Origin of the sequence: Stenotrophomonas sp. JAG2 (genome assembly GCF_041080745.1) — a bacterium.
GTDB lineage: Bacteria > Pseudomonadota > Gammaproteobacteria > Xanthomonadales > Xanthomonadaceae > Stenotrophomonas > Stenotrophomonas maltophilia_AA.
The window spans coordinates 1-22,253 of record NZ_JBEUMH010000017.1; the positions used below are offsets into that span (position 1 = coordinate 1).

Annotated in this window: 17 protein-coding genes; 10 read left to right on the top strand and 7 right to left on the bottom strand. The window is 66.8% G+C overall.

All coding sequences use genetic code 11. The features are described from left to right. From minC to AB9O74_RS17130, 4 genes are all read left to right on the top strand, one after another. Positions 1 to 425: septum site-determining protein MinC (minC, locus tag AB9O74_RS17115; protein ID WP_369350017.1), on the top strand; the 425-nt coding region annotated here is incomplete at its 5' end. A gap of 35 nt (positions 426 to 460) precedes the next feature. Beyond that, a complete protein-coding gene (gene minD, locus AB9O74_RS17120) occupies positions 461 to 1,270 on the top strand; it encodes a septum site-determining protein MinD (protein ID WP_088432112.1) in 810 nt (269 codons plus the stop codon). Positions 1,271 to 1,272: 2 nt separating this feature from the next. Next, entirely contained in the window at positions 1,273 to 1,533 is a 261-nt protein-coding gene (gene minE / locus AB9O74_RS17125) for a cell division topological specificity factor MinE (RefSeq protein WP_017355894.1), read from the top strand. A 47-nt stretch (positions 1,534 to 1,580) separates the two neighbouring features. Next, the gene (locus tag AB9O74_RS17130) at positions 1,581 to 2,066 is read left to right on the top strand and encodes a hypothetical protein (protein ID WP_369350018.1); all 486 of its coding nucleotides are present in this window, start codon (positions 1,581 to 1,583) and stop codon (positions 2,064 to 2,066) included. 120 nt (positions 2,067 to 2,186) lie between these two features. Here the strand turns inward: AB9O74_RS17130 and AB9O74_RS17135 are convergent, their stop codons facing one another. The 3 genes from AB9O74_RS17135 to AB9O74_RS17145 form a co-directional block, all read right to left on the bottom strand. Then, positions 2,187 to 3,431: a DUF819 domain-containing protein gene (locus AB9O74_RS17135; protein ID WP_369350019.1), complete on the bottom strand. Its 1,245-nt coding sequence runs from the start codon at positions 3,429 to 3,431 to the stop codon at positions 2,187 to 2,189. A gap of 174 nt (positions 3,432 to 3,605) precedes the next feature. Then, on the bottom strand, positions 3,606 to 5,669 hold the full coding sequence (locus AB9O74_RS17140; protein WP_369350020.1) for a prolyl oligopeptidase family serine peptidase: 2,064 nt from the start codon (positions 5,667 to 5,669) through the stop codon (positions 3,606 to 3,608). Positions 5,670 to 5,816: 147 nt separating this feature from the next. Next, positions 5,817 to 7,787 carry an OPT family oligopeptide transporter gene (locus AB9O74_RS17145; RefSeq protein WP_369350021.1) on the bottom strand — a complete coding sequence of 657 codons (1,971 nt, stop codon included), beginning with the start codon at positions 7,785 to 7,787 and terminating at the stop codon, positions 5,817 to 5,819. Between the two features lie 223 nt (positions 7,788 to 8,010). On the opposite strand from AB9O74_RS17145, the gene AB9O74_RS17150 reads away from it, so the two are divergent. Continuing rightward, the gene (locus tag AB9O74_RS17150; RefSeq protein ID WP_369350022.1) at positions 8,011 to 9,162 is read left to right on the top strand and encodes a DUF1624 domain-containing protein; all 1,152 of its coding nucleotides are present in this window, start codon (positions 8,011 to 8,013) and stop codon (positions 9,160 to 9,162) included. A gap of 133 nt (positions 9,163 to 9,295) precedes the next feature. Then, positions 9,296 to 11,071: a peptide MFS transporter gene (locus AB9O74_RS17155; RefSeq protein ID WP_369350057.1), complete on the top strand. Its 1,776-nt coding sequence runs from the start codon at positions 9,296 to 9,298 to the stop codon at positions 11,069 to 11,071. Between the two features lie 77 nt (positions 11,072 to 11,148). On the opposite strand, the gene AB9O74_RS17160 is transcribed toward AB9O74_RS17155, so the two are convergent. Continuing rightward, positions 11,149 to 13,122: an alpha/beta hydrolase family protein gene (locus AB9O74_RS17160; RefSeq protein WP_369350023.1), complete on the bottom strand. Its 1,974-nt coding sequence runs from the start codon at positions 13,120 to 13,122 to the stop codon at positions 11,149 to 11,151. Between the two features lie 139 nt (positions 13,123 to 13,261). After that, positions 13,262 to 13,897, bottom strand: coding sequence for a LysE/ArgO family amino acid transporter (locus tag AB9O74_RS17165; protein ID WP_179459514.1), 636 nt, complete (start codon positions 13,895 to 13,897; stop codon positions 13,262 to 13,264). Between the two features lie 134 nt (positions 13,898 to 14,031). On the opposite strand from AB9O74_RS17165, the gene AB9O74_RS17170 reads away from it, so the two are divergent. The 4 genes from AB9O74_RS17170 to AB9O74_RS17185 all read left to right on the top strand — a co-directional run bounded on the left by AB9O74_RS17170 (position 14,032) and on the right by AB9O74_RS17185 (position 19,985). Then, on the top strand, positions 14,032 to 14,937 hold the full coding sequence (locus AB9O74_RS17170) for a LysR family transcriptional regulator ArgP (RefSeq protein ID WP_176990085.1): 906 nt from the start codon (positions 14,032 to 14,034) through the stop codon (positions 14,935 to 14,937). Between the two features lie 80 nt (positions 14,938 to 15,017). Beyond that, positions 15,018 to 15,602 (top strand): hypothetical protein, encoded by a 585-nt coding sequence (locus tag AB9O74_RS17175; protein ID WP_369350024.1) that lies wholly within the window; start codon positions 15,018 to 15,020, stop codon positions 15,600 to 15,602. A gap of 152 nt (positions 15,603 to 15,754) precedes the next feature. Next, positions 15,755 to 17,452 (top strand): malate dehydrogenase (quinone), encoded by a 1,698-nt coding sequence (gene mqo / locus AB9O74_RS17180; protein WP_369350025.1) that lies wholly within the window; start codon positions 15,755 to 15,757, stop codon positions 17,450 to 17,452. Positions 17,453 to 17,786: 334 nt separating this feature from the next. Next, entirely contained in the window at positions 17,787 to 19,985 is a 2,199-nt protein-coding gene (locus tag AB9O74_RS17185) for a TonB-dependent siderophore receptor (protein ID WP_369350026.1), read from the top strand. Positions 19,986 to 20,063: 78 nt separating this feature from the next. Here AB9O74_RS17185 and AB9O74_RS17190 read toward each other — a convergent pair whose 3' ends face one another. Both AB9O74_RS17190 and AB9O74_RS17195 read right to left on the bottom strand, forming a co-directional pair. Continuing rightward, positions 20,064 to 21,290 (bottom strand): MFS transporter, encoded by a 1,227-nt coding sequence (locus tag AB9O74_RS17190; RefSeq protein WP_369350058.1) that lies wholly within the window; start codon positions 21,288 to 21,290, stop codon positions 20,064 to 20,066. 215 nt (positions 21,291 to 21,505) lie between these two features. Next, positions 21,506 to 22,183: a methyltransferase domain-containing protein gene (locus AB9O74_RS17195; RefSeq protein WP_346479702.1), complete on the bottom strand. Its 678-nt coding sequence runs from the start codon at positions 22,181 to 22,183 to the stop codon at positions 21,506 to 21,508. Positions 22,184 to 22,253 lie beyond the last annotated feature (70 nt).

A 22,253-nucleotide genomic window follows, 5' to 3' on the forward strand; every position in this document is an offset into this window, starting at 1 on the left:
CGCCGGTGGCCGAGCCGCCGCGCCGCGCGCGCGCCGCCGCTGCCGCCGTACCTGCAGCGCCCGCGCCCAGCGCCGTCGCCACCGGTGGCGCGCCCAAACCCGGTCGCATGCAGACCAGCAATGTCCGTTCGGGGCAGCAGCTGTATGCGGAAAACTGCGACTTGACCGTCATGGCCACCGTCGGCGCGGGCGCCGAAGTGATCGCCGACGGCAGCATCCACATCTACGGTACGTTGCGGGGCCGTGCCCTGGCAGGTGCCCAAGGCAACACCACGGCGCGTATTTTCTGCCGTGAATTCCACGCTGAACTGGTCGCCATTGCCGGCCACTACAAGGTACTGGACGATGTCCCGGACTCCCTGCGCGGCAAGGCCGTGCAGGTGTGGCTGGAACAGGACCAGATCAAGATCGCTGCGCTGGACTGACGCAGCCCCCAAACAGAAGAATCAGGAGAAATCCTTTGGCTGAAATCATCGTAGTCACCTCCGGCAAGGGCGGCGTCGGCAAAACCACCAGCAGCGCCAGCCTGGCCTGTGGGTTGGCGCGTCGTGGAAAAAAGGTGGCGGTGATCGACTTCGACGTCGGCCTGCGCAACCTGGACCTGATCATGGGCTGCGAGCGCCGCGTGGTGTACGACTTCGTCAATGTCGTGCACGGCGAAGCCACTCTCAAGCAGGCCCTGATCAAGGACAAGCGCTTCGACAACCTGTACGTGCTGGCTGCCTCGCAGACCCGCGACAAGGACGCGCTGACCCAGGAAGGCGTGCGCAAGGTGCTCGACGATCTCATCGCCGACGGCTTCGAATACGTCATCTGCGACTCCCCGGCCGGCATCGAGAAGGGTGCATTCCTGGCGATGTACTACGCCGACCGTGCGGTCGTGGTGGTGAACCCGGAAGTGTCCTCGGTGCGCGACTCGGACCGCATCATCGGCCTGCTCGACTCGAAGACCCACAAGGCCGAATCCGGCAAGAACGTGCCGGCCTTCCTGCTGCTCACGCGCTACAGCCCGGTACGGGTGGAAAGCGGCGAGATGCTCAGCATCACCGACGTGGAAGAAGTGCTGGGCCTGAAGGCCATTGGCGTGGTGCCCGAATCGGGCGACGTGCTCAATGCGTCCAACAAGGGTGAACCGGTCATTCTGGACCCCGAATCGGCGGCGGGCCAGGCATACGAAGATGCGGTGGGCCGCATCCTTGGCGAAGAGCGTCCGATGCGCTTCACCACCGTGGAGAAGAAAGGCTTCTTCAGCAAGCTGTTCGGAGGGTAAGCATGGGACTGTTCGATTTCCTGAACCGAAAGAAGACCACTGCCGAAACGGCCAAGAACCGCCTGCAGATCATCATCGCGCAGGAACGCAGCCACCGCGGCGGCCCGGACTACCTGCCCCTGCTGCAGCGCGAGCTGCTGGAAGTGATCAAGAAGTACGTCAACATCGACGCTGATGCGGTCAAGGTCGATCTGGTCAAGGACGGTGAGCACGACGTGCTCGATATTTCCGTCGCCTTGCCGGAAGGCCCGCAGCAGCCCTGATCGACATCGCCCCTTCCGGACCGGAAGGGGCGGTTGAGCGGCAACCCATGAACGACGCTGCCCCCACCGCCGAACCGCAGGTCACCCGCGTCGGCGATATCCGTTTCGACGATGCCCATGCCCTGCTCGCCGCCCACCATCTGCACCTGCATCGTGTGGCCGAAGGCGCGCCGATTCCGGGCAGCTATTGGGGCGAACCCGAGGCCGGCATCATCGGCAGCGACGTGTATGTCCGCGATGACACGCCGGTGCACTCGATGCTGCACGAAGCTTGCCACCTGATCGTGCTGCCGCCGGAGCGGCGTGCGCTGGTACATACCGATGCCACCGATTCGGTGCCCGAAGAAGACGCCACCTGCTACCTGCAGATCGTGCTGGCCGGCAGACTGGCCGGTGTCGGCAGTGCGCGGTTGATGGCCGACATGGATGCGTGGGGGTATACGTATCGGTTGGGGTCTACGAGAGCCTGGTTCGAGCAGGATGCGGAAGATGCAAAGGCGTGGTTGGTCGAACGCGGTCTTCTTGCGGCGTAAATCCGCACGTGCGGTCATTCCCGGCGGCCTTGATCCCCGGTAGTGCCGGCCGCTGGCCGGCAACCTCCTGGACAAGTGACGCATCGCCTGGTTGCCGGCCAGCGGCCGGCACTACCGCCCTCAGCCCTGCCCGGCCATCGCGCGCAGGGTAATGCCCACGATGTAGGCCAGATACGTGCCCGTCGCGTAGCCCATCGTGCCCAGCAGCACGCCGACCGGGGCCAGCGAGGGATGGAACGCCGCGGCCACCACCGGGGCCGACGCCGGCCCACCGATATTGGATTGCGAACCGATCGCGAAGTAGAAGAACGGCACCTTCAGCGCGCGCGCCAGCGCCCATAGCAGCACGATGTGCACGGCGATCCAGATCAGGCCGAGCAGGAACAGCCACGGGCGGTCGAGCAACGCGAGCAGGTCCATCTGCATGCCGATGCAGGCGATCAGGAAGTACAGCAGCAGCGAGCCCAGCTTGGAGGCCCCCGCACCTTCGAGGTTGCGTGCACGGGTGAAACTCAGCGCCAGGCCGCAGGTGGTGGAGATCACCACCACCCAGACGAACGGCGCGTCCAGGCTGAACTGCGACGCCCAGGCCACGTGCCCCTTGAACCACGCCGAGACCGGCCCGGCGATCGCATGCGACAGCCCCACCACGCCGAACGCCACGGCCACGATCAGCATCAGGTCGGTGAGGCTGGCCACGCGTTCGTGCTGCGCCTGGAAGGCCTGGATGCGCAGCTTCAACGCGTCGATGCCCGAGGTGTCGGCACCGCTGCGCGCATCGATCTTCGCCGAACGGCCGGCCATGAAGATCAGCACGGCCATCCACACGTAGCCGACGCCGACATCGACCACCGCGAACTGCCCGAAGGTGGTCGCGTTGACGTCGAACACTTCGCGCATGGCGAGCATGTTGGCGCCGCCGCCGATCCAGCTGCCGGCCAGCGCGGCCATGCCGGCCCAGGTATCGCCAGCGACGGTGGCCGGATGCAGCCACTTCATCAGCTGGAAGGCCACCACCGCGCCGATCATGATGCTCAGCGAGGCGCCGAGGTACATCACGATCAGTTTCGGGCCCAGCCGCAGGATGCCCTTGATGTCCACGGCCAGCGTGAGCAGCACCAGCGCGGCGGGCAGCAGGATGTCGCGCGCGACCGGGTTGTAGAGATGGGTGTTCTGGCCGTCGATCAGGCCAACGGTGTTGTACACACCGGGAATCAGGTAACACAGCAGCAACGCGGGCACGTAGGTGTAGAAGCGCTTCCACAGCCCCTGCTCGCGCGAGGCGGTCCAGAACACGGCACCGAGGGTGGCGGCGATCAGGCCGAAGACGACGATGTCGTTCTGGATCAGGGCAGGTGCTTTCACGGAGATGGGGTGCCTGGGTCGTGCCGGCCGCGGGCCGGCAACCTCATGAGTACTGAAAGCGCGGTGCAGATGCCGGCCAGCGGCCGGCACTACGGATGAAGATACAGATGCTGGCCTGCGGCCGGCACCAGCGATGCAAAAGCGCCGCCCCTGGGGGCGGCGCTTCAAACCGGCTTATTCGCCGATGTGCTGCTTCAACCAGCCGTTGACGGTGTCGTGCCACTGCACGCTGTTCTGCGGCTTGAGCACCCAGTGGTTCTCGTCCGGGAAGTACAGGAACTTGGACTCGATGCCCTGGCGCTGTGCGGCGGTGAACGCTGCCAGGCCCTGTTCCACCGGAATGCGGTAGTCGAGCTGGCCGTGCACGATCAGGATCGGCTTCTTCCAGTCCGACACGTGGTTGACCGGGTTGAACTTCTCGTAGCTGGCGGCCTTTTCGTACGGCGTGCCGCCCTGCTCCCACTCGGTGAACCACAGCTCTTCGGTGGCGTAGCCCATCATGCGCTGGTCGAACACACCGTCATGATTGACCAGGCACTTCCACGGCTCGTTCCAGTTGCCGGCGATCCAGTTGACCATGAAGCCGCCGTAGCTGGCACCCAGCGCGCACGCCTTGTCGCCGTTGAGGAACGGGTACTGCTTCTGTGCCGCGGCCCAGCCCTTCTGCAGATCTTCCAGCGGGCGGTCGCCCCAGTGCTGGCTGATCGCATCGGTGAAGGCCTGGCCGTAACCGGTGGAGCCGTGGAAGTCGATCATGACCACCGCGTAGCCCTGGCCGGCGTAGGTCTGCGGGTTCCAGCGGTAGCTCCAGCCGTTGCCGAAGCTGCCCTGCGGGCCGCCGTGGATCAGGAACGCGACCGGGTAGCGCTTGCCTTCCTGGTAGTTGTACGGCTTGACCACGTAACCGTGCACGGTCTCGTTGTTCCAGCCCTTGAACTGGAACTGCTCGTAATCGCCGAAGGCGACATCGGGCAGCATCTCGCCGGCGCTCGGGGTGATCTCGCGCGGGTTCGCACCATCGAAGGCGGCCACGACGATCTGGTCGCCGCTCTTCAGGCTGTTCTTCGTATACGCCAGCGTGGTGCCGGCGATCACCGGCGAGCCGATGCTGCCGCCGTCGACCACGACCTCGGCCTCGCCGGTGGCGATGTCGACGCCGAACAGGCGGTGCTCGCCCATGTCGTCGGCGCTGGTGTAGATCAGCGTGCCGTCACCGGACAGCACGATCTCGCCGGCCGAACGATCCCACTTCGGTGCGATCTCGCGGGTCTTGCCGGTGGCCACGTCCATGGCCATCAGGCCGAAGCGGTCCGCTTCGAAGCCCGGGCGCTTCATGGCGCGGTAGTACAGGGTCTTGCCGTCGGCGCTGAACACCGGGCCGGCATCCCAGGCCGGGTTGGACGCGGTCAGGTTGACCGGCGCCTGCTTGCCCTCGGCATCCAGGCGGTACAGGTCGAAGTTGGTCGACCACGGCTCCTGCTTGCCGGCCACGCGGATCGCAGCGACCACGGACTTGCCGTCCGGCGACCAGGTGAAATCGTCATTGCCACCGAACGGCTTGGACGGCGCATCGCCGGCCAGCGTCGCGCTGATCGCCGAGGCACCCTTCACCGCGGCAGCCTTGGCGGCCGGCAGCGGTGCCACGAACAGCGTGTTGCGGCGGCCATCGGCCCAGGTGTCCCAATGGCGCACGAACAGGCTGTCGAATACCTCACCGGTGTTCTTGCGCGCCTTGTGCGCGTCCAGTTTCTTGCTGGTGCAGGCCAGGTCCGAACCGCAGTCCTGGAACACACCGCTGCTGAAGGCGACGCGGTCGCCCTGCGGCGAGACGTGGAAGCTGTCCACATCGACCGGGAAATCGGTCAGCTGGCGCGGGGTGCCGCCGGTGGTCGGCTGCGCGTACAGCTGCTGACTGCCGTTCTTGGCGCTCAGGAAATACACCGTCTGACCATCGGCCGACAGCGCGGCGGAATTGACGTTCCAGCCGGCCGGGGTGAGCGGCTTGGGCGGGGCCAGGTCACGCGTGCGCAGGTTGCGGATGAACAGGCCGGTGCTGGCCTTGCTGTCGGCACCGACCACGCGCTTGGCGAAGATCACGTTGCCGCCATCGGCGGTGAGCAGCGGGCTGGAGACCCGATCCAGCGCGATCATGTCGCGCACATCCAGGCCACGCGTGGCCGCCAGCGAGGGCATCGCGGTCAGCAGGCACAACGGCAGCAGGGCGTAACGAAGTTTCATCGGGGTCTCCGCGGAACGGCAAAACGCCGATGGTAGGGCCGCAGGGGCTGCACATGCAAAGGCCATCGGTCATGCCGGCGCCTTGCCTGGGGACAGAAACGACAAACCCCGCCGGAGCGGGGCTTGTCGTGACGCTGACCGGGGCTTTTAGACCGAACCGACCGCGCGCTTGCCGGTGCGGTAGATCAGCCAGCCGACCAGGAACAGCACGGCCAGACCGATCCACTGCGCGCCCGGCAGGTGGAACGGCAGCGCCAGCACGTCGGCACGGCTGCTGATCACGATCGGAACCGCGATGGCGATACCCATCAGGGCTTCACCGGTGATCAGGCCGGCGGCGAACAGCACGCCCGGCTTGTGCACGCGGTCGCGGCCTTCTTCGTCGTCGCCACGGATCTTGTGGAAACGCTCCACCAGATAGGCGATCAGGCCACCCAGGAAGATCGGCACCATCAGCTCCAGCGGCAGGTAGATACCGATCGCGGCCGCCAGCACCGGCACGCGGAAGCGTGCGTTGCGCGACTTCAGCCAGCTGTCGAAGGCGATGATCGCCGCGCCGACCACCGCGCCGATGCCGATGAAGGTCCACGGCAGTTCGCCACCGAACAGACCCTTGGCCACCGAGGCCATCAGGTTCGCCTGCGGCGCGGCCAACGCGTTGGGATGCAGCTCGGACTTGACGCCGATGCCGTAGGCGGTGGCCAGCAGGTTCAGCACCGGGGCCATGATCAGCGCGCACGAGAACGCGCCGATGCCCAGCATCAGCTGCTGCTTCCACGGCGTAGCGCCGACGATGTAGCCGGCCTTGAGGTCCTGCAGATTGTCACCGCCGACCGCAGCCGCGCAGCACACCACCGCACCGATCATGATCGCAGCCACTGCACCCAGCGGTGCACCGCCGACGCCGACCGGGGTCAGGCCATCCTTGCCGAGCAGCAGTACCAGCACCGCCGAAGCGAACAGGATGGTGGAGATGGTGATGCCCGAGACCGGGTTGTTGGAGGAACCGATCAGGCCGGCCAGGTAGGCCGAGACCGACACGAACAGGAAGCCGGCCACGATCATGATCAGCGTCATCGGGATCGAGACGTGCCACTGGCCCACGATGGCCTGGTACAGCGCCAGCAGCGGCAGGGTGAAGACGACCAGCGCCACCAGCATCCACTTCATCGGCAGGTCGCGCTCGGTGTCCGCCAGCGCCGGGCCACCGCTCTTGCGGGCCGCGGCGAAGCCACTCTTGACGCCATTGAGCAGCGACTTGCGCAGCGAGATCAGGGTCCAGACGCCACCGATCAGCATCGCGCCCACGCCCAGGTAACGCATCTTCGCGCCCCAGATGGCGAAGGCCGCCTCGGTGGAGGAGGCCGTGGCGATCGAGGCCGCCAGCGCCGGATCGGTGTTCATGAAGAACGCCTGGTACAGCGGAATGGCGATATGCCAGGTCAGGATAGAGCCGGACACCACCACGATGCCGACATTCAAGCCGACGATGTAGCCCACGCCCAGCAGCGCCGGGGACAGATTGGTGCCGATGAAAGCGCTGATCTTCGAGCCGCCCACGTAGGCCGAGGTGGCCCAGGCATCCGGAATCAGGCGCAGGCCGCTTTCGGCCGCCAGCTTGACGAAGGCGCCGATGACCGCCGACACCGCCAGGATCTTCAGGCCCGGACCCGGGTTTTCACCGGCCTTGAGCACTTCGGCGGCGGCCTTGCCTTCCGGGAAGGGAAGCGGATCTTCCACGATCATCGAACGGCGCAGCGGCACCGAGAACAGCACGCCCAGCAGGCCACCCAGGCCGGCGATGCCCAGCACCCACCAGTACTTGAAGTCCGGCCAGTAGCCCATGATCACCAGCGCGGGGATCGTGAAGATCACGCCGGCGGCGATCGACGAACCGGCCGAGGCGCCGGTCTGGACGATGTTGTTTTCCAGGATCGTGCCACCGCCGAGCAGGCGCAGCACCCCCATGGAAATGACCGCGGCGGGAATGGCGGTGGCGATGGTCAGGCCTGCGAACAGACCGAGGTAGGCGTTGGCGGCCGACAGAATCACCGCCAGCACGATGGCAAGCACCACCGCGCGGAAAGTGAGCTGGCGTGGCGCAGCGTCGTTGTTCATGGAAGCCCCTGCTGGCAAAAAATCCCTGCCACGCTAGCGTTCATGTACGGGCAAGTCCAGTAGTGCCCGCCGCTGGCCGGCAACCCTGCACCAGCTGATCGAGGCCCCTGTTGAGCTACGCGTGCCGACGCAGCCGCGACACGCCGGACTCGGCAAGGTCCAAGGCCGGGTCCATCGATTTTAGTTATGTTATATCCTATCGCACCGAACACCCGGCGCTGCTGTGACGTCTTCCCCCACCTCCCGCCTGACCTCCATCGACCAGCTGCGCGGCACCGTGATCGTGCTGATGCTGCTCGACCACGTGCGCGAAACCTTCTATATGCACCAGCAGGTCGGCGACCCGATGGCGGTCGACCAGGTCGAGCCGGCGCTGTTCGTCAGCCGGCTGCTGGCCCACCTGTGCGCCCCGGTGTTCGTGCTGCTGACCGGTCTGTCGGCCTGGCTGTACGCCAGCGGCAAGCCGGACGGGCGGCGGGCCGCGTCGGCCTTCCTGCTCAAGCGCGGCCTGTTCCTGGCCGTGCTGGAGCTGCTGGTGGTCAACTTCGCCTGGACCCTGCAGTTCCCGCCCAGCGTGGTCTACCTGCAGGTGATCTGGGCGATCGGGATCAGCATGATCGCGCTGGCCGGGCTGCTGTGGTTGCCACGCGGCGCGCTGGCGGTGCTGGCACTGGCCGTGATCGCCGGGCACAACCTGCTCGATGGCATCCGCGTGCAGGGCGACGGTGCACTGGCCGTGCTCTGGAAGGTGCTGCACCAGCGCGACTGGATCGCTGTGACCGACGGGCTGCGCCTGCGCACCTCCTACCCGGTGCTGCCGTGGATCGCCGTCATTGCGCTGGGCTGGGTGATCGCCCCGTGGTTCGCGCGTGGCGGCGATGGCCTCCTGCGCCACCGGCGCCTGTGGATGGCCGGCGCCGGTGCGCTGCTGGCGTTCGTCATGCTGCGGGCGGTCAACGTCTACGGCGACAGCCCATGGCAGTCGTTCGCCAGCGCCGGCGGCACGGTGATGAGCTTCTTCAACGTCACCAAGTACCCGCCTTCGCTGCTGTTCCTGCTGCTGACCCTGGGCATCGGCCTGCTGTTGCTGCGCCTGTACGAGCAGCCGCGCGTGGCCCGGGCCTTGGCACCGCTGGCCGACATCGGCGCGGCACCGATGTTCTTCTACCTGCTGCACCTGTACGTGCTGAAGCTGCTCTACGTGCTGGCCGAGGCGCGCTGGGGCCAGACCCACGGCGGGTACTTCGCCGTCGACCACGTGGCGACGCTGTGGCTGGTGACCGCCGGGCTTGCGTTGGCGCTGTATTGGCCGACGCGGGCGTTCGCGCGATTCAAGGCACGGCGGCGGGACCTGGCCTGGCTTCGCTATCTGTAAGCGCGCGATGCCGGACTGCTGAGGCTGCCGGCCAGCGGCCGGCACTACCACAGCGGAGCGGCCAGACCCGGCACGGCCGACCCTTCGCCCCGGGCCTATACTCGCCCCCTTGTCCGCCCTGCCCTATCCCTCGATGACCGCAGCCGCCCTGCCCGCCGCCTCGACCTCCACCGCGACCGACGACTTCCTCGGCCATCCCAAGGGCGTTTACATCTGCTTCTTCACCGAGATGTGGGAGCGGTTCTCGTTCTACGGGATGAAGGCGCTGCTGCTGCTGTACCTCACCAAATACCACCTGTTCGGCGACAAGGCCGGCCTGGACCTGCTCGGCGCCTACGGTGGTCTGGTCTACTGCATTCCGGTGTTCGGTGGCCTGCTCGCCGACCGCTGGCTGGGCATGCGCAAGGCCGTGGTGTTCGGCGGCGTGCTGCTGGTGCTCGGCCATCTCGGCATGGCCTTCGAAGGACATGCAGCGGTCCGCATCGATGGTGCGGTGGTGCGCGATGACGCCGCACTGGGGATCACCTACCTCTCGCTGGCGCTGATCATCATGGGCGTGGGCTTCCTCAAGCCCAACATCTCCACCATCGTCGGCAAGCTATACCCGGAAAACGATCCACGCCGCGATTCAGGCTTCTCGCTGTTCTATGCCGGCATCAACCTCGGCGCGCTGTTCGCGTCGCTGGTGTGCGGTTTCCTCGGTGAAGCGTACGGCTGGAAATACGGCTTCGGCGCGGCCGGCATCGGCATGGTGATCGGCCTGGTCATGTTCCTCTGGGGGCAGAAATACCTGCAGGGCCATGCCGAACCGTCCGACCTGCCGGCACTGCGCCAGCGCGTGCTGGGCATCCGCCGCGAATGGTTGATCTATGCGGTGGCCGTGCTCGGCGTGATTCCGGTCGCCGCGCTGATGTGGGCGGCCGCCAATGGCGCGTTCGCGCTCGGCGGGGAAATCAGCCTGGCGCTGATGCTGATGATCGTCGTGCTGGGTGGCGTGCTGGTCTGGTTCGCCTGGTTCACCGGCACCCGCTGCACGCCGGTGCAGCGCCAGCAGATGATCGCGCTGATGGCACTGATCTTCATGGCGCTGGTGTTCTTCACCCTGTACGAGCAGACCTACGGCTCGTGGGTCACGTTCACCGATCGCCTGCTGACCAAGGATCTGGTGCCCTCGCTGGTGATCCAGGGCGGTACGCCGCTGCCGTGGTCGATCGCCTCGCTGCTGCTGGCACCGCTGGGGTTCGTGGTGGCCGCGCGCCTGTCCGAGCGCAGCCCCGGCTCGTCCGCACCCCGCACGCTGTTCATCGCCATCGTCGCTGCGATGCTGGTGATGCTGATCCGCGACTGCCTGGTGATCCCGCAGACCGCCGGCTCGCTGACCTACCTCGGCGGCCTGTTCCTGGTCGTGCTTGCGCCGCTGTTCGCGATGCTGTGGGCGTGGCTGGATCGTCGCCGCATGGACCCGTCCAAGCCGGTCAAATCCTCGATCGGCCTGGTCTTCGCCGCGCTGTCGTTCGTGCCCCTGGCACTGGCCGCCCAGCACGTCGGCGCGACCGGGCAGATGGCCAGCGTGTGGTGGCTGGTGCTGGCGTACCTGATCCTGGAGATCGGCGAAATGTGCCTGTCGCCGGTCGGCCTTTCGGCGGTGACCCAGCTGGCCGCGCCGCGCGTGGTCAGCCTGATGATGGGCACCTGGTTCCTGGCCACCGCGTTCTCGGAAACGCTGGCCGCGCTGTTCGGCAAGCTCGCCGCGATCGAGGTGCCGGAAGGCCAGACCATGGACATCGCCAGCGCCGCCGCCAGCTACGAGCACCTGTTCTGGCTGCTGATGTGGATCGGCCTGGGCTGCGCCGCGGTCGCCCTGATCTGCTCGCCGCTGCTGAAGCGGATGATGCACGGGGTGAAGTGAGTCCTGCCTGCTGCGCACACGACAACGGCACCTTCCGGTGCCGTTGTCGTTGAAGCGGTGTTTCCTGCGCGCCGAACTCAGGGCTGGGCCGGCGTCGACACCGTGGCGGTCTGCCCGCCCAGGCTGTTGGACAGGAAGGCCAGCAGCCTGGTGTAGTACTCGCGGCGATGCGCGTCGGTGTAGAAGCCATGGCCTTCGGTGGGGTAGTACAGCGTATCCACCGGCACGCCGGCCTTCTTCAGTGCCGCTTCCATCCGCCGGGTGTGCAGGATCGGAGCGCGCTCATCTTCGCCACCGGCGGCCAGGAACACGGGCACTTTGATCCGCCCGGCCAGGTTCACCGGCGATACCGCCGCCAGTGCCGTGCGGTCACCCACCCATTCCCTGAGATAGGTCTCGCCCGAGCCACGGCGCTGGATGTCGCCGGTGGTGTACATGATCGGCAGATCATAGACACCGACATAGCCCGCCGCACACGCGTACAGCGACGGCTCCTTGGCCACGCCCATCAAGGCCGCATAGCCGCCGTAGCTCGCACCGTACATGCAGACCTTCGCGCCATCGGCGATGCCTTCGGCCACTGCCCAGCGGGTCGCGTCGGTCAGGTCGTCCTGCATGGCACCGCCCCATTCCCGGCTGCCGGCGTTGGCATGGGCCCGGCCGAAGTTGGACGACCCCCGGAAGTTGACCTGCAGCACCGCATAACCGGCGGCGGCCAGCAGCTGGCTTTCCATGTCATAGGCGCCGTCGTCGTACACGAAGAAGGGCCCCCCATGCGGCATGACGACCATCGGCAGGCGCTTGCCCTCGCTGCCCCTGGGACGGGTGACGAACCCGTGCAACGGCATCCCGTCGCGGGCCTTCAGCGCGATCGGCTGCACCACGGCCGTGGTGTCCGGATCCACCCACTGGCTGCGGCTCACCACCAGATCGGCCTTCTTGGCCTGCGTATCGAACACGTAGAAGTCGCCGGGATTGCTCCCCGACCAGACCTGCACCATCGCCAGCCTGCCGTCGCGCGAGGACGAGGTAATGAACACCGCCTGGCCGCCGAAGGCCTGCTCCAGGCTGCGCTGCAGGCGGGCATCGGCCGAGGTTTCATCGAAGAAACGGGTGCGCGGCCTGTCGCCCAGGTACAGCGCTCCGATCGGGATCGAGGTCCCGCGCCGGTAGATCACCTTGGCCGGGTCGACCACCTCGTCGCGCAGCAGTTCGCGGCGCTCGTCGGTCGCCGGGTTCCACGACACGATCGTGTCGGGGCCACTGGGCTGCTCGACCAGCAGGTAGGCCAGCCTGCCATCCTCGGAGAAGCCCAGCGCCCGCTCGATCCGTTGGCTGACGCCTTGATCGTTGATCATTTTCCAGGCCGCGCCGGCGCCGTCGCGGTAGTACAGCTTGTTGACGTTGTCACCGGCGGCGCCGTCGGCGAAGCGCACTTCCCCCTTGCCATCGGCGACGAAGTCCGCGCGCTGCACCGGCGCGCGCGCGACCGGCGTGCGCTGGCCGCTGTTGACGTCCAGGCGCTCGGCCGAGGTGAACGGATCGACGGAGAACGGCATCACCTTGACCAGCACGCGGCGGTCCTGGTCGGGCAGCGCATCGATCATGAAGGCAGCCACCGCTTCGACCTTCTTAGGCTGGATGCGCGTGCCCGGGCCGCGGCTCTGCACCCGGTAGCCGATCAGCAGCTCGCCCCGCCCGCCGTCGGCATTGATGCCGAACAGTTCGCCGGTCGGCTGCGGCTCGTCGAGCGAGCCGAACTTCTCCGCCAACCCGATCAGGACGCGCTTGTCGTTGACCCAATCGAAGTCATTGGCGTGGTTGTTCTTCGGCGGAACGAACGAGCCGATCAGCTTGCCGTCCTCGCGTCGCACGATCGCCAGCCCGGTGCGGTCCTCCATCGGAATGGTGGCCGCATAGAACGCGCCGGTCGGCGAGATCTTGATGTCCGTAAACGTATCCCGGCGCAGATAGTGCTCCAGGTCCACCGCACCGGCCTGGCCCGTCATGGCCAACAGCGCGGTCATTCCCCACACGCATGCACGCTTCATCCTTCCCCCCTGCTCCACTGGACATCGTGTCCGGAAGGGCGATTCTAGGCGCAAGCGCGGCGGGTCAACCAGCGGCGTTTTCCAAAAAAAATGGCACCGCGAACGGTGCCATCTCCAGGGCCTGCATCGAGGAGAGAGTTCAATGCATGCCGCGGAACGCGAGGCTGAGCGCCAGGATCGACAGGATCACCGCGATGGTGCCATCGAGGATGCGCCAGGTTTTGGGCTTGGTGAACAACGGGGCCAGCAGGCGCGCGCCCAGGCCCTGGGCGGTGAGCCACAGGCAGCTGGCGGTGAACACGCCGGCGGCGAAGGCCATGCGTGCGTTGCCGAAGTTCTCGGCAATGCCACCGATGACCATCATGTCCAGCCAGAAGTGCGGGTTGATCAGCGAGAACCCGACCGCCGAGATCAGCACCGCGCGGCGCGAGGTGCTGTCGCCGTCGTCCACATGCATGCCGCCGCCACCGGCCAGCGCGCGTCGCGCCGACTGCCAGGCATACCAGGCCAGGAAGGCGACACCGCCCCATAGCACCACCGTGGTGAGCCACGGCACCGCCTGGGTCAGCGTGCGCAGGCCGGCCACGCTGGCGAAGATGAAGATGCCATCGATGGCGGCACACGTGGCCACCACCGGAATGATGTGCTTGCGCAGGATGCCCTGGCGCAGGATGAACGCGCTCTGCGCGCCGACCACCGCGAACAGGCCGATGCCGGTTGCGGCACCACTGAGCCACGCGCTCAGCCCGGCGCCGCCGGAAAGGATCGAAAACATGGGATACCACCTGTGTCTTGCTAGGGGGCGGTGCCTCGCCAAGGCGTACAGCACCGGATGGCGCATATTGTCGCGCCGCAACATTAAAAAGTAGAGCTAAACTTACTTAACCATCTTTAGCCGAACTTAAGATCATGCGCATCGACCATGCCCAGCTCCGTGCCCTGGCCGCAGTGATCCGCGAAGGCAGCTTCGAGCGTGCCGCGCAGTCGCTCAATGTCACCGCCTCGGCGGTCTCCCAGCGGGTCAAGGCGCTGGAGGACCGGGTCGGTCGCCTGCTGGTGAAGCGCTCGTCCCCGGCGGTGGCCACCACCGAGGGCCAGGTGCTGGTCCAGCTGGCCGAGCAGACCGCCCTGCTCGAGCACGATGCCCTGCACCGGATGGGCATCGCCGATGAGGACCTGCCCCACGCCAGCATCCCGGTGGCGGTGAACCATGACAGCCTGGAAACCTGGTTCCCCGAGGCCGCCCTGCAGTTCGCGCGGCAGACCGGCACCACGCTGGACCTGCGCTCGGAGGACCAGGACCACACCGTGGCCCTGCTCCGCCAGGGCGCCGTGCTGGGCGCGGTGACCACGCTGGACGAGCCGGTACAGGGCTGCCAGATCCACGCGCTGGGCAGCATCCGCTATGCGGCCACCTGCACCCCGGCCTTCCATGAGCAGTACTTCGCCAAGGGCGTCAACGCGCAGTCGCTGGCCCAGGCGCCGGTGCTGGTGTTCAACCGCAAGGACGACATGCAGGCCCGGTTCGCCCGCCGCCTGGCCGGCAACGACCTGCCGCTGACCGCACCGACCTGGTGGATTCCCTCCACCCGCGCCTTCGTCCAGGCCAACCTCGGCGGGCTGGGCTGGACCATGAACCCGCTGCCGCTGGTCAAGCGCCATCTCGATGCCGGCCGGCTGGTGCACATGAAACAGCGCGCCTGGGAAGACGTGCCGCTGTACTGGCAGCACTGGAAGGGCGACGTGCAGACCATGGCACTGCTGACCCGCGCGGTATTGGCGGCCTCGGCGACGCTGGTGCGGCGGAAGCGGTAAAAGCGGCGGCCCAGCCCTGCCCTACACAGGCCACCGACTCGGCCCAGTGCAGGATCGGCCATCCAGCCGTGGGGGTCTCGATGGACAGCGATCCGGTCTACCTGCACATCCGGGTGGTGCTCAGCATCATCCTCGGCCTGAGCATCACCACCCTGCTGCGCGGCCTGGCCGGGATCATCGAACACCCCAAGCGCCGCGGCTGGTCGTGGATCCACCTGTGCTGGGTGGTCTGGGCGCTGATCTCCGTGGTGACGTTCTGGTGGTGGGAATTCCGCCTGGGTGAAGTGCGGCAGTGGACGTTCGAGCTGTATCTGTTCGTGATCGCCTACTGCGCCGCCTGGTACCTGCTCTGCGTCCTGCTGTTTCCCGACGATGTACGCGAGTTCGGCAGCTATGAGAACTACCTGCTGCAGCGGCGCGGCGGCTTTTTCGGGATGCTGGCGCTGGTCACCCTGCTCGATCTGGTCGATACCGCCATCAAGGGCCACAGCCGCTGGCAGATGCTCGGCGATGCCTACTGGGTCCACACGGTGGTGATGCTGGCGATCGCGGGGTTGGGCATCGTCCTGCGCCAGCGCCGCGCCCACCTGGCCCTGGCACTGATAGCGCTGATCTATCAAGCCAGCTATTTCCTTCTTGAATACTTCACCTTGGCCAGCGACTGACCCGGCGCGGCACACCCACCGGATGCTGCGTTGCACCAAATCCGTACCGGAAAGGGCTAAAATCGCCTCCAAGGTACCGCTGTGACGCCCGTCTTCACGGGCGTTCCCGGCAGCGGCGGCATCCTTCCCATGTCTCCCTACCTGAGATCCCCATGAAAAAACTAGCGAAGGTCGTCCTCGGCCTGCTCGTGGTGTTGCTGTTGGCAGCGGCACTGTTCCTGTACTGGCCGCTGCATCAGCGTTCGGTCCCGGCTGCCGGCAACGACAAGCCGGTCGACGTCGTCCTGGTCGGCGGCGGCATCATGAGCATCACGCTCGCCACCTTCCTGCAGGAGCTGCAACCGGACTGGAACATCCAGGTCTATGAGCGCCTGGACGGGGTCGCACTGGAAAGTTCGGACGGCTGGAACAACGCCGGTACCGGCCATTCCGCGTTCGCCGAGCTGAACTACACCCCGGAACTGCCCGACGGCAGCATCGAGACCAAACGTGCGGTCGGCATCGCCGAGCAGTTCGAGATCTCGCGCCAGTTCTGGTCGCACCAGGTCCGCGAAGGCCGCCTGAGCCAGCCCAGCGATTTCATCAATCCGACCCCGCACATGAGCTTCGTCTGGGGCGATGAGAACATCGCCTACCTGCACAAGCGCCAGCAGGCGCTGGTCAAGAACCCGCTGTTCTACGGCATGCAGTACTCCGAGGACGCCGCGCAGATCAAGCAGTGGGCACCACTGCTTATGGAAGGCCGCGACCCGAAGCAGAAGGTCGCCGCGACCTGGATGCCGCTGGGCACCGACGTGAACTTCGGGGTGATCACCCGCCAGCTCACCGCCGGCCTGGAACGCAGCCCGAACTTCAAGCTGCACCTCAACCATGAAGTGCGCGCCCTGCGCCAGAACGACGACAAGAGCTGGAACGTCACGGTCAAGGACCTGGCCTCGGACACCGAATCCACCCTCAAGTCGCGCTTCGTCTTCATCGGTGCCGGTGGCGCCGCGCTCAAGCTGCTGCAGCTGTCGGGCATTCCGGAATCGAAAAACTATGCCGGTTTCCCGGTGGGGGGCCAGTTCCTGGCCTTCCAGTCGCCGGCGATCGCCGGGCGTCATTCGGTAAAGGCCTATGGCATGGCCGAAACCGGCTCGCCGCCGATGTCGGTGCCGCATCTGGATGCGCGCAAGCTGGATGGCAAGCCGGTGGTGCTGTTCGGGCCGTTCGCGCTGTACAGCACCAAGTTCCTCAAGCATGGCTCGTGGTTCGACCTGTATTCCTCGGTCAACCACAACAACGTGGCCGGCATGATGGACGTGGGCCTGGAGAACCTGGACCTGGTGAAGTACCTGATGGGCCAGGCGCGCCTGAACGATGACGACCGCCAGGCCGAGCTGGTCAAGTACTACCCGAACGCCAAGCGTGAGGACTGGAAGCTGGTCACCGCCGGCCAGCGCGTGCAGATCATCAAGAACGACCCGGAGAAGGGTCCGATCCTGCAGTTCGGTACCGAGATCGTGACCGATCAGGACCACACCCTGGCCGCTCTGCTCGGCGCCTCGCCGGGTGCTTCGACCTCGCCGCCGATCATGCTCGACCTGCTCAAGAAGGCGTTCCCCGAGCAGATGGCCGCGGGCTGGGAAGCACGCCTGAAGGAAATCGTGCCGTCGTATGGCCGCAAGCTCAACGACAGTCCCGCGCTGACCAATGAGATCCGCCGCCTGACCAGCGAGACGCTGAAGCTGCCCTACCTGGACGTGCCACTGGAAGGCGCGACCAGCCCGGCGGTGATGCTGACCCCGCCGCCGGCCGCCAAGCCGGCCGAGGCCAAGCGCAACGCCAACGAAGAACTGCAGGCCCTGTAAGCCTGCCCCGGCGGGGCCTGCGGGCCCTCGCCACGGTTTCCCTCCGGCCACCCTCGCGGTGGCCGGTTGCGTTTTTGGGCCTCTCCCCGCTGCTCGGCCCCTCTACGCCGACGCGGACGATTGTTCAAGAATTGTAAAGCGACTGAGAACGATTTACATTTACGCATCGCAGGGTTGTCGCTTCGGGCGGTTGACGGTCTCAACGGACTGCCGTCACCCCGGAGCTGCCCCACGCCCTGCCTTTCCCAGGATGGATCTGCCCTGTGCCTGGCGCCTGCGCGCCGGCGTTGCCTGCCTGCTGCCCTCATTCCTTACTGCCCGTCCAGAGACCCCCATGTCCCTCCGCGCCCACCCGCTCCGCTCCCGCCGTGCCCCACTGGCCCTGGCCCTGCTTTCCGCCCTGTCGCTGACCGCTCCGCAGGCCTTCGCCGATGCGCTGGCCGACGCCAGTGGCAGTGCCGATGCCAAGACGCTGGACAAAGTCAGCGTGGTCGGTGCGCGCGCAATGCCCTCGAGCACCACGCGTCTGCCGATCAGCCTGCAGGAAACCCCGCAATCGGCGACCTCGATCGGCCTGCAGCGGCTGCAGGACGAATCGTTGTTCAGCATCAACGACGTGATGCGCAACGTCACCGGCGTCAGCGTCTCCTTCTATGACACCCAGCGCCCGCTGTACTACGCGCGCGGCTTTGCCATCACCGATTTCCAGGTGGACGGCATCCCCACCTACAGCGGCTCGACCAACCAGGAATACGACACCGCCTTCTACGATCGCGTTGAAGTGATCCGCGGCGCCAACGGCCTGCTGAGCGGGGCCGGCGTGCCGTCGGCCACGGTCAACCTGCTGCGCAAGCGACCGGGCAAGGAATTCGATGCCTCCTTCGCAGTGAGCGCCGGCAGCTGGGACTACCAGCGCATGGAAGCTGATGTCACCGCGCCGCTGACCGCCGATGGCCGGTTCCGCAGCCGCGTCGTCGCCGCCTATACCGACCGTGATCTGTATTACGACCGTTACCACGAGAACAAGATGGCCGGCATGGCCGTGCTGGAAGGTGACCTGACCGACAGCACCACGCTGACCGTGGGCTACCAGACCCAGGACAACAATCCGGTCGGTTCGACCTGGGGCACCGTGCCCTTCTTCGACAGCCAGGGCAACTTCGCGCACCTGCCGCGCTCGACCAACGTCGCCCCGAAGTGGAGCTACTGGCAGCGCGAGACCAGCACCGCGTTCGCGAACCTGGAACAGCGCTTCGGCGAGGACTGGCTGCTGAAGATCAACACCGCCTACATCCAGGGCAACGTGCAGAACGTGCGCGTGTACGGCAGCGGCTACCCCGATCCGGCCACCGGCGCGGGCATTTTCCTGCGCACCGCCGCCGGCGATTCGGAAGACACCCGCCGCAACGTCGATGCCTATCTGAGTGGCACCTTCACCCTGTTCGGCCGCGAACACGACCTGACCGTGGGCGGCCAGTGGGCGGATATCGAGGGCACCACGAACACCATTGCGCTGCGCTACCCCACAGACTGGGCACGGTGCGGAACCGAGCGCTGCTACTACATCCCGGACATCCGCGCGTGGGATGGCGACATCTCCGAAGTGACCTACTCGCGTACCGGCGCACGTCGCGTCGCCAAGACCACGCAGAGCGGCGTCTACGTGGCTACCCGCCTGCGCCTGGCCGATCCGCTGGCGCTGATCGCCGGTGCGCGCCTGAGCCGCTGGGAAACGTTGACCCGTGCCTACAACGCGGCCGGTGCGTACACCGGCACGAGCGGCGCCTACAAAGTGACCGATGAAGTCACGCCCTATGTGGGCCTGGTGTACGACATCACCCCGCAGGTGGCCGCCTATGCCAGCTACACCGAAATCTTCAACCCGCAGAACTTCAAGGACCGCAACGAAAACCTGCTGGCGCCGGTGGAAGGTTCCAATCTGGAAGCAGGCATCAAGTCGCAGTGGTTCGACGGTCGCCTGACCGCCAACGCGGCGGTGTTCGAGGCCAAGCAGGACAACTACGCGGTACTCGATACGAGCGTGCCGGAGCGCTCGCTCAGCGATGGCAGCTCGGCGTACATCGGCATCAACGGCACCAAGGCACGCGGCTGGGAAGTGGACGTCAACGGCGAGATCCTGCCGGGCTGGACGGTCAATGCCGGCTTCACCCACGTCAAGGTGACCCGCGCGGCCACCGATCTGCTGTACGCCAACCCGGCCGAAGATCTGCTGCAGCTCAACACCCAGGTGCGGCTGCGCGGCGCGCTGGAGCGCCTGAGCGTGGGCGCGGGCGTGCAGTGGCAGGGCAAGGTGCAGGGCTACAACATCCCCTATCCGCTCGGCGGCACGGTGACGGTGAACCAGCCGGCCTACGCGCTGGTGCAGTTCAATGCCAACTACCGCATCAGCGACAGCTGGACGGCCACCCTCAGCGTGCGCAACGCGCTGGACAAGACCTACTGGGCGAACCTGGATTACAACAACTACGGCGAACCGCGCTTCGTCGCGTTGAGCCTGCGCTGGAAGTACTGAGGCCTGGCGACATCGCTGAGTTGAACGAACGGGTCGCCTTCGGGCGGCCCGTTTTTTTTCCCCGGCCAGCGGCCGGCACTACCGGGGCCGCGTCTCGCGCAGCGTCCACATCACCGGCAGCACCAGCACCGCGACCACCGCGATCATCGCGCCGGGCGCGGACGACCACCCGGTATGCCGCACCAGCAGCTCGGCCAGCAACGGCGTTGCCCCACCGAAGAACGCGGTCGCCATGGTGACGCCCAGCGCCAGGCCACTGAGTCGCCCTTCCCCGGGGAACTGCTCGGCCGTGGCGGGGGCCGCCACCGCGCTCACGCCGCCCGCGAGGCAGGCCAGCACCACCGCCGCCAAGCCGATCGCCACGGTACTGCCGCCGGCCATCAGCGAGAACATCGTCAGCGGCAGCAGGGCCGACAGCACGGCCAATGCGATCAGCACCGGACGGCGCCCGACCCGGTCCGACAACGCGCCCGCCAGCGGGGTCACCACGATCACCGCCACCGCTGCGACCGTGGACAACCACAACGCCTCCGATTCACCGACCTGGCCGGCCGAACCCAGGAACGCGGGCACATAGGTGATGCCGACGTAATAGGTGATCGAGCCCAACGCGGAGATCGCGAACGTGCGTGCAATGGCGGCCTTGTGGTGGCGCCAGGTGTCGCGGATCGGCGACACCGGCACGGTGCCTTCGGCCTGCTGGCGCTCGAACTCGGGCGATTCATGCATGGTCGAGCGTGCCAGCAGGATCGCACCGGCCAGTGCTGCCCCGACGAAGAACGGAATGCGCCAGCCCCAGCCATCCAGCTGCGCCGTGCTGAGCAGCGCGACGGTCAGCGCCGACAGCGCGACCGCGAGCAATGCCCCTACTTCGCTCGCGGCCGAGGCCAGCGAGGTCACCAGCCCGCGACGGCGCACCGGCGCGGTTTCCAGCAGATACGCGACCACGCCCGTGTACTCGCCGCCCACCGAGAACGCCATCAGGCAGCGCAGCAGCAGCAACAGCACACCGGCAGCGGCACCGATGCTCTCGAAGGTGGGCAGCAGGGCGGTGGCGAGCATCGCCACGGTCATCAGCAGCATCGAGGCCAGCAGCATGTAGCGTCGACCAAAGCGGTCGCCGAGGTGGCCGAACACCAGCGCCCCCAACGGACGCATCAGGTACGACACCGCGAAGCCGGCGAGCGTGGCCAGCAGTGCATTCTCGCCACCGCCGAAAAATACGCGGGACAGCACCGTGGCCAGGTACAGGTAGAGCGTGAAGTCGTACCACTCCACCACCGTCGACAGGCCGGCAATGATCATCGAGCGCGTACGTGGGCGCGTACCGGGCGCGGTGGGCGCCGGGCTCAAGCGTGCTTCCTGTGGGCGCGCAGGCCGTCGCGGATCGACAGCGGAAGAAATCGCATCGGGCTACTCCCGGCCGCCTCGGCCGCATCTGGACGGCGACAGCCTACGACAGCCGATCTGCACGCCGCGTCACGGGAGCGCAGCGTTGTCGCAACACGCCCCGCCCGCGCTCAGGCCGCGGCCACGGGTCGGACCGCACCTCGCCGATAGCTCAGCAACCGGCCATTGCCCGGCGCATTGCCCTCGTCCTCGAACAGCCCAAGTTCTTCGGTCACGTCGAAGCCCTGCAGGGCCATGCCACGCGAGAACGACCCGACATTGCCGCGGCCGGGGTCGGTGATCAGCAGCTCGGCCACGGGTTTGGCATGCCGCAGCATCATTGCCGCGACCTGATGGGCATGCCCCCGCTCGTAGAGGATGTCACTGCCGATGATCAGGTCGAAGCGGCCGAGTGAGCCATCGGGAACTTCCCAGGGAAGGTCGCGATAGCTGACGGCCGGCAGGTTGTTGAGCCCCGCGTTGTAGGCAAGGAACGATTCGGCCAGGGGATGGTGATCGGTCGCAACGACGTCGGCCCCCCGATGCGCGAGCACCAGGCTGGACAGGCCCAGCCCGCAGCCCAGTTCCAGGATGCGTTTACCGGCCACATCGAAGTGGCTCATGGTGTCGGCCAGCGCGCGGCCGGCCGGCCAGATCTGGCCGAACAGGCTCCACAGCGAAGAATGGATACCGGCGCGCTCGGCGCGTCCGGTGGGATCGGAGAACTGCTGCAGGTCGCTGAGCGCGCGGATGCGGAAGTCGTGGCCGCCGACCGGAATGGTGAGGATGCGGGTGGTATAGCCCGGCATGTGCGCTCCGTGGGACACGGGAGCCTTCATTCCGGGATCGGCATGAAGGGCTCGGAGAAAGGAGCGGGGG